This window comes from Flavobacterium sp. Root901, from assembly GCF_001429765.1.
Classification (GTDB): Bacteria; Bacteroidota; Bacteroidia; order Flavobacteriales; family Flavobacteriaceae; genus Flavobacterium.
The window spans coordinates 16,434-30,112 of the sequence record NZ_LMJB01000005.1; the positions used below are offsets into that span (position 1 = coordinate 16,434).

Annotated in this window: 10 protein-coding genes and 1 tRNA gene; 2 read left to right on the top strand and 9 right to left on the bottom strand. The window is 35.1% G+C overall.

Annotation, left to right across the window (positions count from 1 at the left end; translation table 11 throughout):
- Positions 1-6: 6 nt before the first annotated feature.
- Genes ASE21_RS03780 through ASE21_RS03795 form a run of 4 tightly spaced genes read right to left on the bottom strand, consistent with a single transcriptional unit; the run spans position 7 to position 6,391 of the window.
- Positions 7-531 carry a DUF3341 domain-containing protein gene (locus tag ASE21_RS03780; protein ID WP_025572651.1) on the bottom strand — a complete coding sequence of 175 codons (525 nt, stop codon included), beginning with the start codon at positions 529-531 and terminating at the stop codon, positions 7-9.
- Positions 524-1,924, bottom strand: coding sequence for an NrfD/PsrC family molybdoenzyme membrane anchor subunit (gene nrfD / locus ASE21_RS03785; RefSeq protein WP_042566279.1), 1,401 nt, complete (start codon positions 1,922-1,924; stop codon positions 524-526). Before nrfD ends, ASE21_RS03780 begins: the two co-directional genes overlap by 8 nt.
- 34 nt (positions 1,925-1,958) lie before the next feature.
- The gene (locus ASE21_RS03790) at positions 1,959-5,018 is read right to left on the bottom strand and encodes a TAT-variant-translocated molybdopterin oxidoreductase (protein WP_057121241.1); all 3,060 of its coding nucleotides are present in this window, start codon (positions 5,016-5,018) and stop codon (positions 1,959-1,961) included.
- Between the two features lie 32 nt (positions 5,019-5,050).
- Positions 5,051-6,391, bottom strand: coding sequence for a c-type cytochrome (locus ASE21_RS03795; RefSeq protein WP_057121242.1), 1,341 nt, complete (start codon positions 6,389-6,391; stop codon positions 5,051-5,053).
- Between the two features lie 219 nt (positions 6,392-6,610).
- Between ASE21_RS03795 and ASE21_RS03800 the strand changes: the two genes are divergently transcribed.
- A complete protein-coding gene (locus tag ASE21_RS03800; RefSeq protein ID WP_057121243.1) occupies positions 6,611-7,000 on the top strand; it encodes an SPOR domain-containing protein in 390 nt (129 codons plus the stop codon).
- Positions 7,001-7,080: 80 nt separating this feature from the next.
- On the opposite strand, the gene ASE21_RS03805 is transcribed toward ASE21_RS03800, so the two are convergent.
- The 4 genes from ASE21_RS03805 to rimP form a co-directional block, all read right to left on the bottom strand.
- The gene (locus tag ASE21_RS03805; RefSeq protein WP_057121244.1) at positions 7,081-7,590 is read right to left on the bottom strand and encodes a DUF4920 domain-containing protein; all 510 of its coding nucleotides are present in this window, start codon (positions 7,588-7,590) and stop codon (positions 7,081-7,083) included.
- A 154-nt stretch (positions 7,591-7,744) separates the two neighbouring features.
- Positions 7,745-10,621, bottom strand: coding sequence for a translation initiation factor IF-2 (infB, locus tag ASE21_RS03810; protein ID WP_057121245.1), 2,877 nt, complete (start codon positions 10,619-10,621; stop codon positions 7,745-7,747).
- Between the two features lie 50 nt (positions 10,622-10,671).
- Positions 10,672-11,922, bottom strand: coding sequence for a transcription termination factor NusA (gene nusA / locus ASE21_RS03815; protein ID WP_057121246.1), 1,251 nt, complete (start codon positions 11,920-11,922; stop codon positions 10,672-10,674).
- Positions 11,923-11,935: 13 nt separating this feature from the next.
- On the bottom strand, positions 11,936-12,400 hold the full coding sequence (gene rimP / locus ASE21_RS03820) for a ribosome assembly cofactor RimP (protein WP_057122322.1): 465 nt from the start codon (positions 12,398-12,400) through the stop codon (positions 11,936-11,938).
- A gap of 172 nt (positions 12,401-12,572) precedes the next feature.
- Here rimP and ASE21_RS03825 point away from each other — a divergent pair, with 172 nt between their 5' ends.
- Positions 12,573-13,397 (top strand): universal stress protein, encoded by an 825-nt coding sequence (locus tag ASE21_RS03825; RefSeq protein ID WP_057121247.1) that lies wholly within the window; start codon positions 12,573-12,575, stop codon positions 13,395-13,397.
- Between the two features lie 75 nt (positions 13,398-13,472).
- Here ASE21_RS03825 and ASE21_RS03830 read toward each other — a convergent pair.
- Positions 13,473-13,543: transfer RNA gene (locus ASE21_RS03830), tRNA-Gln, on the bottom strand.
- Positions 13,544-13,679 lie beyond the last annotated feature (136 nt).

The following is a 13,679-nucleotide window of genomic DNA, read 5'->3' on the forward strand; positions in this document are numbered from 1 at the left end:
CTACAATTAATTCTTTTCAATTACTTTAACTTCAACAGCTCCTGTACCTTCGAAAAAAGAAACAAGTTCTGCTTCGTTATCGTTTACAGCAACTTCCATTAAGAAATGGTCATCTGTTGTTCTCACATCAGGATTTTCAGCTTGTTTAAATGGCCATAATCTACTTCTCATATAAAAAGTGATCACCATTAAGTGCGCAGCGAAAAATACAGTCATCTCAAACATAATTGGCACAAAAGAAGGCATATTTTGAATGAAACTAAAACTTGGTTTTCCACCAATATCCTGTGGCCAGTCATGAATCATGATATAACTCATCATTGTTGTTGCAACAGAAATACCAACACATCCATATAGGAAAGCACAAATTGCTAATCTTGTTGGTGCTAAACCCATAGCTTTATCCAATCCGTGAACTGGGAATGGAGTAAAAACCTCTTCAATATGATGATGAGCAGCTCTGGTTTTCTTTACTGCATCCATCAAAATATCATCGTCATTATAAATGGCGTATATTACTTTATTACTCATGATGTGAATCTTTATTTGCTCTTTCTCTAATGTAATTATCTCCTGTTCCTTTCAAAATTGTTTTTACCTCTGCCTGAGCAATTACAGGGAATGTTCTAGAGTATAATAAAAACAATACAAAGAAGAAACCAATTGTTCCGATGAAAATTCCAATATCAACAAATGTTGGTGAGAACATTGTCCAAGAAGATGGAAGGTAATCTCTATGTAAAGAAGTAACAATAATTACGAATCTTTCAAACCACATTCCGATGTTTACTACAATCGAAATAATAAATGAAAACATGATACTTGTTCTTAATTTTTTGAACCACATGAACTGTGGAGAGAAAACGTTACAAGTCATCATTGACCAATATGCCCACCAGTAAGGTCCAGTAGCTCTGTTTAAGAATGCATATTGCTCATATTCCACACCTGAGTACCAAGCTACGAATAACTCAGTGATGTAAGCTACACCAACGATAGAACCAGTAATCATAATAATGATGTTCATTAATTCGATATGCTGTAATGTAATGTATGCTTCAAGGTTAGAAACTTTTCTCATAACGATCAACAATGTGTTTACCATTGCAAATCCAGAGAATACCGCTCCGGCAACGAAGTATGGAGGGAAAATTGTTGTATGCCATCCTGGAATTACAGAAGTAGCAAAGTCCATCGATACAATCGTGTGTACAGAAAGTACAAGAGGTGTTGCTAAACCAGCTAAAACCAAAGATACTTCTTCAAAACGCTGCCAGTCTTTAGCTCTTCCACTCCATCCGAAACTTAAGATAGAATAAACTCTTTTATTAAATGGAGTTATAGCTCTATCACGAAGCATGGCAAAGTCAGGCAATAAACCAGTCCACCAGAAAACTAATGATACTGAAAGATAAGTTGAAATTGCAAATACGTCCCAAAGCAATGGTGAGTTAAAGTTTACCCATAAAGATCCAAACTGATTTGGAATAGGTAATACCCAGTATGCTAACCATGGACGTCCCATGTGAATAATTGGAAATAAACCTGCTTGAACTACTGAGAAGATAGTCATTGCTTCTGCAGATCGGTTAATAGCCATTCTCCAACGCTGACGGAAAAGTAATAATACCGCAGAAATTAATGTTCCGGCGTGACCAATACCAACCCACCAAACGAAGTTCGTGATATCCCAAGCCCAACCAACTGTTTTATTTAATCCCCATGTTCCGATACCGGTAGATACGGTGTAAATTATACAGCCTAATCCCCAAAGGAAGGCTATTAATGCGATTGAAAATACAATCCACCATTGTTTATTTGCAGGTCCTTCAACAGGCGCTGCCACATCTACAGTTACATCATGATATGATTTATCACCTATAACTAAAGGTTTTCTAATGGGTGCTTCGTAGTGAGACGACATAATCCTTTATATTGTTTCTTAATTAATAATTTTACTAAGTGTTTCTAACTTTTACGTGGTAGAAAACATTTGGTTTTGTACCAACATGCTCTAATAAATGATACATTCTTTCGCTTTCTGCTAATTTAGCAACTTCGCTTTCTTTATCATTTACATCTCCAAATACCATCGCACCAGAAGAACAAGCTGCAGAACATGCACAAGCATTGTTGAACTCATCTTTAGCTACTACTCTTCCTTGACGTTTAGCCTCAAGAATTACAGCCTGAGTACTTTGGATACAGAATGAACATTTTTCCATAACTCCACGAGAACGAACGTTTACGTCTGGGTTTAATACCATACGACCTAAATCATCATTCATGTGATAATCGAATTCACTGTTTTTGTTATACAAGAACCAGTTGAAACGACGAACTTTATATGGACAGTTATTAGCACAGTAACGAGTACCAACACATCTGTTGTATGCCATATGGTTTTGACCCTGACGACCGTGAGAAGTTGCAGCAACCGGACAAACTGTTTCACATGGTGCGTGGTTACAGTGTTGACACATTACAGGCTGGAATGCTACTTGTGGGTTGTCCCCAGGTTTTTCCATTTCATTAAATGTAGATAATGAACTAGATAGACCAGCGATACTTTCTTTTCTTTCGTTATCACCTTCAAAAGTACTTTCTGAAGAATAATATCTGTCGATACGCAGCCAGTGCATATCACGGCTTCTTCTTACCTCTGCTTTACCAACAACTGGTACGTTGTTTTCAGCATGACAAGCAATTACACATGCACCACATCCGGTACAAGCATTTAAATCAATAGAAAGATTAAAGTGATGCCCTGTAGTACGATCAAATGATTCCCATAAATCAACAGTAGTAGCTTCTACTTCCTGGTGATCTAATGAAACCATTGGCTGCTCGTTCCATTCTTTTGCATCTCTTGTATTGAAGATCTCTAAAGTAGTTTCTTTAATAATATCTCCTCTTCCCATTAATGTTTTCTGTCCCTGAACACAAGCAAACTCATGTTCTCCATTTGCTTTTGCAATGGAAACAGACTGAACACTATTGAAATTTTTATATAAAGCATAGGCATTTAAACCTACCTGCATTTCTTCTTTTAAACCTTCTTTACGGCCATAACCTACAGATAAACCAACTGTACCAACAGCTTGTCCAGGCTGAACAATTACCGGAACATTTTCCAGTTTAGAACCGTCTGCTAAAGTAAGAGTAGCATAACTACCGTTTAAACCACCATTTGCTACAATTTCATTAGATAAATTGTATTTTTTGGCATCAACATTTGAAACTGTAACGTAGTTATCCCAAGAAACTCTTGTGATTGGATCAGGAAACTCTTGTAACCAAGGGTTGTTTGCATGCTGTCCATCACCCATTCCTGTTTTAGTATATAAAACTAATTCAAGTTCACCAGAAGCTTTTGATTTTGAAAGTGCATTAGCTGCACCTGCGAAATCATAAGAACCGCCAGCTAAAGCAGCAGAACCAACTACAAAAACACCATCATGTAAAACTTTATTCCAAGTAGTACCAGCAATTACTGAAGCAGAATTAGCTTTTAAATAATCGTAGAATTTAACAGGAGTTCCGTTTAATGACAATAAAACATCCTGAAATTGTTTTGTATCAAAGATAGGACGAATAGTAGGCTGAGTTAAACTGTAAGTTCCTTTTGTAAGCTCTACATCTCCCCAAGACTCTAAATAATGAGGTGCAGCAGCAGCGATTGTAGATACGGCTGCAGTTTCATCTTCTCTTAAAGAAAAAGCAACTGATGTTTTAACTTTTTTCAATCCAGATACAAATGAAGCTGAATCAGCTAAAGTATAAACCGGATTAACTCCACTCATAATTAAAGTATGAACACTTCCTGCGTTCATGTCTTTTACTAATTGTGAAACAACTGCATTAGAACCTTTTCTAATTTGTCTTGTACCTGCAGTACTGAAAGCTTCACTAGCTAAAGCCTGGTTAATTGCCAAAACTAATAACTGTGCATTTTTGTCTTCAATACCAGATACTAAAATCCCTTTAGAACCAGCAGCTTTTAATTGTTGTGCAGCTTTTACAACTTCCGATTTAAATTTAGCATCTAAAGAAACCGGAACAGAAGCACCAACAACAATATTATATATTTGAACTAAAGCTTGTTTTTGATCAGTTGTAGTCATTGGAACACGCTTATCAGCAGCAGCTCCGGATAATGTCATATTTGATTCAAACTGAAAATGACGTGACATTTTTCCATTTTGAGGAATACGTCCTTTAGCGTATCCAGCATCGTATCCACCACCTTGCCAGTCTCCTAAGAAATCAGCACCAACAGACACAATTAATGAAGCTTTTGAAAAATCATAATCAACTAAAGCTCTTTCTCCATATACAGTTTCGAATGCATCTAATGCTTCAGAAGATGAAACTGCATCATACACAACATGCTTAGCATTTGGGTTTTTAGCAATAAACTCACCTATTAATTTCTCAGTAGATGGACTTGCTAATGTATTTGTTAATAATACTACCTGACCGCCTTTAGCTTTTGCATCAGCTAAACTTGATTTAATTTTTAAATCAACAGCTGACCAATTGCTATCTTTTCCATCCAATTTAGGAGCTCTCAAACGCTTACTATCATATAATCCTAAGATAGATGCGTGAATTCTTGCATTGGCTGAAAACTTTGCACCGGTAATAGTATTGTTTTCAATTTTAATTGGACGACCCTCACGAGTTTTTACCAAAAGATTAGCAAAATCAAAACCATCAAAAACAGTAGTTGCATAATAATCTGCAACACCAGGAATGATTTGCTCTGGTTGTAATACATAAGGGATAGACTTGTGCACAGGACCTTCACAAGCAGCAAGTGTAACTGCTGCAGTACTAAATCCTACGTACTTTAAAAAGTCACGACGTGAAGTCCCAGATGAAGCTAAAGCATCTGCATTCCCTAAAAATTCTTCTGTAGGAATCTCTTCAACAAACTCGTTATTTCTAAGCGCCTCAACAATAGAGCTATTTTCTAGCTCTTCAACACTTTTCCAGTATTTTTTGTTTGATGACATTGTATATATATATTAAAATCTTAATAATTCGATTAATAGTGGCATTTACCGCATTCTAAACCTCCCATTTGCGCTGCAGTTAATTTCTCTACACCGTATTTTTTAGAAAGTTCAGCATGAATTTTATCATAGTATGCATTTCCTTCCATCTTAACATCAGTTTTTCTATGGCAGTCAATACACCATCCCATTGTTAATTTAGAATATTGCTTCATGATTTCAAATTCCTGTACAGGTCCGTGACAAGTTTGACATTCAACTCCTGCAACAGAAACGTGCTGTGAGTGATTGAAATAAACGAAGTCAGGAAGATTATGAATACGAACCCATTTTACCGGCTGTGTTTTTCCAGTATAAGCCTGTTTCGTCTTATCCCATCCAACAGCATCGTATAATTTTTGAATCTGAGCATCGTAAAACGCTTTACTGTATTCAGCAGTAGCAGTAGTTTCAGCAACTTCAGAAATGTTTTTATGACAGTTCATACAAACATTTAAAGAAGGAATACCAGCAGTTTTACTCACACGGGCAGCAGAGTGACAATATTTACAATTGATTTCATTATCTCCAGCGTGAATTTTATGAGAGTAATGAATTGGCTGAATTGGTTCATAATTCTGATCAACACCAACCTGCATTAAATATCCGTATACAAAATAACCACTAGCCAAAAGAAGAAATATTGCAGTAACCAATACTAAAAATTGATTTTTAGCAAACGCTTTCCAGATTGGAGTTCTGCCTTCTCTTGGAGCAACTACAATACCATTATTACCAGCAACTTTAGTTAGTACTTTATTCACCATGAATAACATAACAACTAAAATAGCCATTACAAGAGCAAGAGCCCCTAAAATAATATTATTTGAAATCCCACCACTTTGAACATCTGTTCCCGGAGGAACAGCAGTAGTACCAGCAGCTGGAACCGGTGCTTTTTTCTCTTCAGAAGTATAAGCGATAATATTATCAATATCAGCTTCAGATAACTGAGGAAAAGAAGTCATTACAGACTTATTATTCTCTTCAAAAAGCTTTACAGCAACAGGATCACCTGATTTGATTACCTCAGAGCTATTATGAACCCACTTGTAAATCCAAGCCATTTCATGTTTAGCAGCAACTCCTCTTAGAGCCGGCCCTGTTGATTTAGCATCTAATTTGTGACATGCAGCACAATTTGCATTAAAAAGTTCTTTCCCTTTTACCGGATCACCACCTCCAGATGCAGCAGCAGGAGCCGCAGCAGCTTCAGTCGCCGCAGGAGCTGCAGCAGGATCTTGAGCAAATGAAGTTAGGGAGAAAATTAACGTTAGCGATAAACTAAGTAATAATTTTCTTGAGATCGAATTATGGTTACCCACCTTTTTCATATAGTATAATAATTATCTACTAATTTTTGGTATGATTTTTTCTGTACTAAATCAGACAAAAATTAATACCTTCTTTTAAAACTTGCACAAAAATACGACTTATGAACTATTCTCAAAACCTTAAAATACTCTTAAATATCAATTTATATCAATTCTAAATAATATTAAAATTTTACATCCAAACTTTAAATAGTATTTTTGCATAAAAACCATCACATTATGAGAATTTTAACCTCTTCAAAAAACGTTTTCTTAACATTGACAATGCTGACATTAGCATATAATATTCAAGCTCAAAGCCAAAATTTAACACTGAATCAAGACCCTAAATTTGAACAGTTACTGAATGAAAAACGTAAATTTAACACATCAATAAGTACAAATGATTCTTATAGAATTCAAATTTTCAGCGGCAAAAGTGATGAAGCAAAAAAGACATTATCCGACTTCAAAAGGGAGTATACCAATATTGATGGAACAATAATTTTTAACACGCCAAATTATAAAGTTATAGTTGGAAATTTCAAATCAAGAATTGAAGCTGAAAAGAATTTAACCGACATTAGAAAAAAGTACAAAAGCGTCTTTTTAATTAAGCCCGGGAAATAATAAATTTCAACTAACAAAAAAGCGAGATAAAAAATTATCTCGCTTTTTTTTATATTCTAAAAATAGATTTTTTTTTAAAATTAGTCTACCACTTTAATCCCATCTGCTAAAAAACGTATTTCTTCTTTTGGAGAAGTAATAGCATCTATCTCTGCTTTTGTCTTTTTAGCATCTTTAGCATAATGTTTCAACTCATCAACAGATGTAATTTTTCGTTCAGCATTTCCTTCTAAAACTACATTCTTACCCTTCAATGCCGTTGGAACAAAAAATGCATAATCTTTCATTTTTACAAAGAAGGAAGAACCGCTTTCCGTTTTAATAGTTACCCAACAGCCTCTTTTTTCACAAACATTTGTTACCTCACCTTTTACAACAATATGTTCTGCTTTTTGTCTATTTTTTAATTCATTCTCTAATTTTTCAACAGAAACTGCTTTGATAACTGATGCAGTACTAATATCTGCACCATAAAAATCTCCAACAAACGCATTTCCTGCTGGCGGTGCAGGCTTTTCTACTGCTTCCTGAGCAAATGATAAATGAGAAAAACACAAAAGCAAAACAAGTGAATACAGCGAAAATTTCATAAGATGATTTTTTAATTGTTTATACCAAAAATAACATTAAAATTTGAAATAAATAAACATAATTCAACATCAACAATCTAAATAAAAACACCCTTCAAACAGAAAGAAAAAAAGTCCCAATTTTCATTGGGACTTTTATATAATTATTGAAATATTATTTCAATTTTTTCTTAATTGCTACTTCATGGTACGCTTCAATAACATCGCTAATTTCAATATCATTAAATCCTTTAATCTGGATACCACAGTCATAACCTTTAGTTACTTCTTTAACATCATCCTTGAATCGTTTTAAAGCAACTAATTCACCTGTATGAACCACAACTCCATCTCTGATAACTCTAATTTTAGAAGTTCTTAAGATTTTACCATCAGTTACCATACAACCTGCAATTGAACCTACTTTAGAAATTTTGAAAATCTCACGGATTTCTGCAGTTCCTAAAATTTCTTCTTTCATTTCAGGAGCAAGCATTCCTTCCATCGCATCTTTTAAGTCATCAATTGCCGCATAGATAATTGAGTAATAACGGATATCGATTTCTTCCTTATCAGCTAATTGTCTCGCATTTCCGGCAGGACGCACATTAAATCCTATAATAATAGCATCTGAAGCAGAAGCCAGGTTAACATCGGTTTCTGTAATTGCTCCAACACCTTTATGAATAATATTGATCTGAACTTCTTCTGTAGAAAGTTTAGAGAACGAATCTGATAATGCTTCAACAGACCCATCCACGTCTCCTTTAAGAATTACATTTAATTCTTTAAACTGACCAAGAGCAATACGACGTCCAATTTCATCAAGTGTAATATGTCTTTGAGTACGTACAGATTGTTCACGCATTAATTGAGAACGTTTAGATGCAATTTGTTTTGCTTCTTTTTCATCTTCAAATACATTGAATTTATCACCCGCAGTTGCAGCACCATCCAGACCTAAAACAGATACCGGAGTCGAAGGACCAGCCTCAAGAACAATATGCCCTCTTTCATCATGCATCGCTTTCACTTTTCCGTGATGCTTACCTGCCAGCATATAATCTCCAATTTTTAAAGTTCCCTGCTGAACCAAAATCGTAGATACGTATCCTTTTCCTTTATCCAGGAAGGCTTCAACAACAGTTCCTTGTGCAGCTTTATTAGGATTAGCTTTTAAATCCAGAATTTCTGCTTCAAGTAAAACTTTTTCAAGTAATTCTTTTACACCTGTACCAACTTTCGCAGAAATATCATGTGACTGAATTTTTCCACCCCAATCTTCAACAAGTAAATTCATACCAGCTAAACGCTCTTTGATTTTTTCAACATTAGCGTTTGGTTTATCAATTTTGTTGATCGCAAATATAATTGGCACTCCCGCAGCCTGTGCGTGAGAAATTGCTTCTTTTGTTTGCGGCATGATATCATCATCGGCAGCTACCACAATAATTGCGATATCTGTAACCTGAGCTCCACGTGCACGCATCGCGGTAAACGCCTCGTGACCCGGAGTATCTAAAAATGCAATTTTCTGTCCATTATCAAGAGTAACTCCATAAGCTCCAATGTGCTGCGTAATTCCTCCAGACTCACCAGCGATAACATTTTCTTTACGGATATAATCCAATAAAGATGTTTTACCGTGGTCAACGTGACCCATTACGGTCACAATCGGCGCTCTTGTTACTAAGTCTTCCTCTCTATCTTCTACAACTTCAATTGCTTCTTCAATATCCACTGTAATAAATTCTACATCATAGCCAAATTCATCAGCAACAATTGTTAGAGTTTCAGCATCTAAACGCTGATTCATTGTTACCATGATACCTAATGACATACAAGTTCCAATTACCTTAGTAATCGGCACATCCATCATGATTGCGATTTCACCAACCGTAACGAATTCCGTAACTTTAATAGTTTTACTTCCTTCATCAAGAGCTCTTTGTTCATCATCAGATTTCTGACGGTGTGTTTCTCTTTTATCTCTTCTGTATTTAGCAGCTTTTGATTTACCGCCTTTACCCTGAAGTTTTTCAAGAGTTTCTCTAATCTGGTTTTTAACTTCCTCTTCCGTAGGCTCTACTTTTGCAACAATTGCAGGACGATTTCCTTTTACAAAACCAGGTCTTGCACTTCTGTTTGCATTAAAGCCACCGCCTCCAGTGTTTGGCGTAATTTTATTTGGATTTGGCGTTCCAGGCGCATTATTTCCTGCTGCAGGTTTTGGCGCTCCCGGAGTTCCAGGTTTTGGAGCAATTCTTTTACGCTTATTTTTATTAGCGTTGTTGTTATTATTTCCAACACCAGGTGTACCCGGTTTATTTGGGGTAATTTTTGGATCTTCTTTCTTTTTCTTCGGTTTATTAAATTGAGATAAATCAATTGTCTGCCCCGTAAGAGTCGTTCCAGATAATTTTTGATATTGAGTAGTGATAGTTTCCTCTGCAGTAGCAGGATCTGTTGATATAATTGGCTCCTGTGCTGTTTTAGAATTCTCAGCTTTTACTTCTTTTTTCTCTGTAATAATAGGTTTTTCAACCTTTTTCTCTTCAGAAACAACAGGAGCAGCAGGCTCAGACTGTACTGTTTCTTTTTGAACAGGTTTTTCTGTTTGAGTCGGAGTAACAGCTTTAGGCTCTTCGGCTTTTACCGTTTCTTCTGGAGAAACAGCAGGTTTTTTTGGATTTAAATCAATTTTACCAACCTGAACAGGCCCAGTTACAACAGCTCTCGCTTTAATGATTTCTTGTTGTTTCTGACGCTCTTCGTCTTGTCTGCGTTTGTCCTCAATTTCTTTTTCACGCTCAACGCGCAATGCTTCTTTTTCTTTTCTTTTCTCTTCTCCTACTTCTTTAGAAGCTTCCTTATTCCCCTTATCGCCCGCAAATTGGCTTTGCAGGATATTAAATTCACTGTCAGAAATTTTAGCATTTGGATTTGCATCAATAGCAATTCCCTTATCTTTTAGATAATCAACAGCTCTTTCTAACGAGATATTTAATTCCCTTAAAACCTTGTTTATTCTTATTACTCTCTCTTCAGACATATAACCTTTTTATTATTACCTTTTTCGTTGTGTTGTTAGGGAGCAGATAACTAGCTGTCAAACTCCTCTTTTAGTATTTTCATAACATCAAGAATTGTTTCCTCTTCTAAATCTGTTCTTCTTACTAAATCTTCTACTTCTTGCTTTAAGATACTTCTAGCTGTATCTAAACCAATTTTTGCAAATTCTTCGATAACCCAGTCTTCGATTTCATCTGAAAACTCTGTTAATTCAACATCGTCATCGTCTTCGCCGTTTGCAGTATCACCTTCTCTGATTACATCTAACTCGTAACCTGTCAACTGACCTGCTAATTTAATATTATGACCACCTCTACCAATTGCTTTAGAAACTTCTTCTAATTTCAAGAAAACTTCTGCTCTTTTGTTTTCTTCATCAATTTTGATCGAAGAAACTTTTGCAGGGCTTAATGCTCTTGTAATAAACAATTGAATATTATTTGTATAGTTGATTACATCAATATTTTCGTTTCCTAATTCACGAACGATTCCGTGAATACGAGATCCTTTCATTCCCACACAGGCTCCAACCGGATCAATTCTGTCATCATAAGAATCTACAGCAACTTTTGCTTTTTCGCCCGGAATACGAACTACATTTTTAACTGTAATTAAACCGTCGAATACCTCTGGAATTTCCTGTTCAAATAATTTTTCCAAAAACTTCTCAGAAGTTCTGGACATAATAATCTGCGGTTTATTTCCTTTTAATTCAACGCTTTCAATAATCCCGCGAACATTGTCTCCTTTACGGAAAAAGTCAGAAGGAATTTGTTTTTCTTTTGGAAGCACAATTTCATTTCCTTCATCATCAACCAATATTACAACTCTTGGACGCACGTGATGTACTTCGGCAGTATAAATATCTCCAATAATATCTTTAAATTGCTTGTAAAGATTTGTATTATCGTGTTCGTGAATTTTAGATATTAAGTTTTGACGCAAGGCCAAAATAGCTCTTCTTCCTAAATCAATCAATTTAACTTCTTCAGAAACTTCTTCGCCAATTTCAAAATCCGCTTCAATCTTTCTTGCTTCAGTCAAGGTAATTTCTTCGTTCTCAAAATCAAGATCTTCGTCAGCAACGATAACTCTCCTTCTCCAGATTTCCATATCTCCTTTATCAGGATTTATAATGATATCGAAATTATCATCAGAACCGTATTTTTTCTTTAATGCATTTCTAAACACGTCCTCCAAAATTGCCATAAGCGTTACACGATCAATAAGTTTATTATCTTTAAACTCTGAGAATGAATCGATTAATGCTAAATTTTCCATGCGAATTCTTTAATTAAAATGTTACTGTAACAACTGCCTCTTTGATTTCTGTATAAGGTATTTGTTGTTCTTTTTGAACTGTTTCTTTTCCTTTTCCTACTTTTTTCGGTTCTCTTGCCTTCCAAGACAAAATTATAAAAACATCGTTAGCTTCTACTAATTCTGCTTCAATTTTTTCATTATTTGTAGTAACAATCAACGTTCTACCAATATTTTTCTTGTATTGTCTGATTAATTTCAACGGAGAACCTACTCCTACCGACGCTACTTCAAGCGAAAAATCCTGTTCTTCACGATCCAGATTATTCTCGATTGCACGACTGATATCAATACAATCCTGAAGTGCTACTCCATTATCTCCGTCTAAACCAACGCTAATTTTAAAAGAATCTGAAATAGAAAGATCAATCAAAAAGATCGATGGCTTTTCCAGAAGAGCTTCTGTAATTAATTCGTTTACTTTTTCCTTAAATGTCATAATTTTATAAAAAGAGGGGACACTTAGTCCCCTCATTATTTAGATTTTAATAAATAACGGTGCAAATATAGTGATTTTTTTATAAATCAAATAAATAGATTGCTCTAAAAATATTTCTTATCTTTATAAGAGCATTCAAAAACAATTGTTCTAATAATTTAATCTAAAAATTATGAAACGAATTTTAGTACCTACTGATTTTTCAGAACATGCAGAACATGCCTTGAAAGTTGCCGCACAAATCGCCAGAAAAAACGATTCTGAAATCATTATTTTACACATGCTCGAATTACCGCACCAAACCAATGACGCCATTTTTGGAGGTGTAAGCATTCCTGAAACCATGCTTTTTATGCAAAAGGCAAATGAAACCCTGGACAACATCTCTGAAAGCTCATTTTTAGACGGAATTTCGGTTACAGAAATGGTAAAAATGGACAAACCTATACACGGAATCACTCAGGTAAGCAGGGAACACAATATTGATCTTATTGTAATGGGTTCGCACGGATCTTCTGGATTTGAAGAATTACTGATTGGATCTAACACAGAAAAAGTTGTCAGAAATTCAGAAATTCCGGTGCTTGTCATTAAAAAAGATGTTTCAAATTTTGATGTTTCCAATATTGTTTTCGCATCCGACTTTTCAGAAGAAAGCAAAAAACCATTTGAGAAATTTTTAAACTTCGCTAAATTATTCGATGCTAAAATTCATTTGGTGTCAATTTGCACACCAAACAGCTTTAAACCTACTCATGTAATTGAAAAAGCAATTAAAGATTTTACAAACTCATTTAACCTTGCCAATTACAACACTCATATTTATAACGACACCAATATCGAAAAAGGAATCATTAATTTCTCCAATAGCATAAATGCAGATGTTATTGGAATGTGCACTCACGGAAGAACCGGCTTTGCACATTTCTTCAACGGAAGTATCAGCGAAGGATTAGTAAATCATGCTGTACGACCCGTTATTACCTTTAAAGTTTAAATAAAAATTTCTCCTAAAAAAGATCAAAAAATTTATTCCATAAAAAAAGCCTCTCAATTGAGAGGCTTTTACCTGTTGGTCTACTAGGACTCGAACCTAGAAAGACGGCACCAAAAACCGTAGTGTTACCATTACACCATAGACCAATACAGTAGTGCGGTTTAGCGAGTGCAAATTTAGACCTTTTTTTAGTTTGCGCAAACTTTTTTTCAAAAAAATTTCATTTTTTTTCGATTTTTTACTCCCGCAAGCCTTACCAAATATACAACTATTTCAAAAACA

Excerpts from the sequence above, each read along its gene's own strand:
- rimP (WP_057122322.1), bottom strand. The coding sequence starts at position 12,400 with ATGACATTTAAGGAAAAAGTAAACGAATTAATTACAGAAGCTCTTCTG.
- ASE21_RS03790 (WP_057121241.1), bottom strand. The coding sequence starts at position 5,018 with ATGTCATCAAACAAAAAATACTGGAAAAGTGTTGAAGAGCTAGAAAAT.
- ASE21_RS03795 (WP_057121242.1), bottom strand. The coding sequence starts at position 6,391 with ATGAAAAAGGTGGGTAACCATAATTCGATCTCAAGAAAATTATTACTT.
- nusA (WP_057121246.1), bottom strand. The coding sequence starts at position 11,922 with ATGGAAAATTTAGCATTAATCGATTCATTCTCAGAGTTTAAAGATAAT.
- ASE21_RS03825 (WP_057121247.1), top strand. The coding sequence starts at position 12,573 with ATGAAACGAATTTTAGTACCTACTGATTTTTCAGAACATGCAGAACAT.
- ASE21_RS03780 (WP_025572651.1), bottom strand. The coding sequence starts at position 531 with ATGAGTAATAAAGTAATATACGCCATTTATAATGACGATGATATTTTG.
- ASE21_RS03805 (WP_057121244.1), bottom strand. The coding sequence starts at position 7,590 with ATGAAATTTTCGCTGTATTCACTTGTTTTGCTTTTGTGTTTTTCTCAT.
- nrfD (WP_042566279.1), bottom strand. The coding sequence starts at position 1,924 with ATGTCGTCTCACTACGAAGCACCCATTAGAAAACCTTTAGTTATAGGT.
- infB (WP_057121245.1), bottom strand. The coding sequence starts at position 10,621 with ATGTCTGAAGAGAGAGTAATAAGAATAAACAAGGTTTTAAGGGAATTA.
- ASE21_RS03800 (WP_057121243.1), top strand. The coding sequence starts at position 6,611 with ATGAGAATTTTAACCTCTTCAAAAAACGTTTTCTTAACATTGACAATG.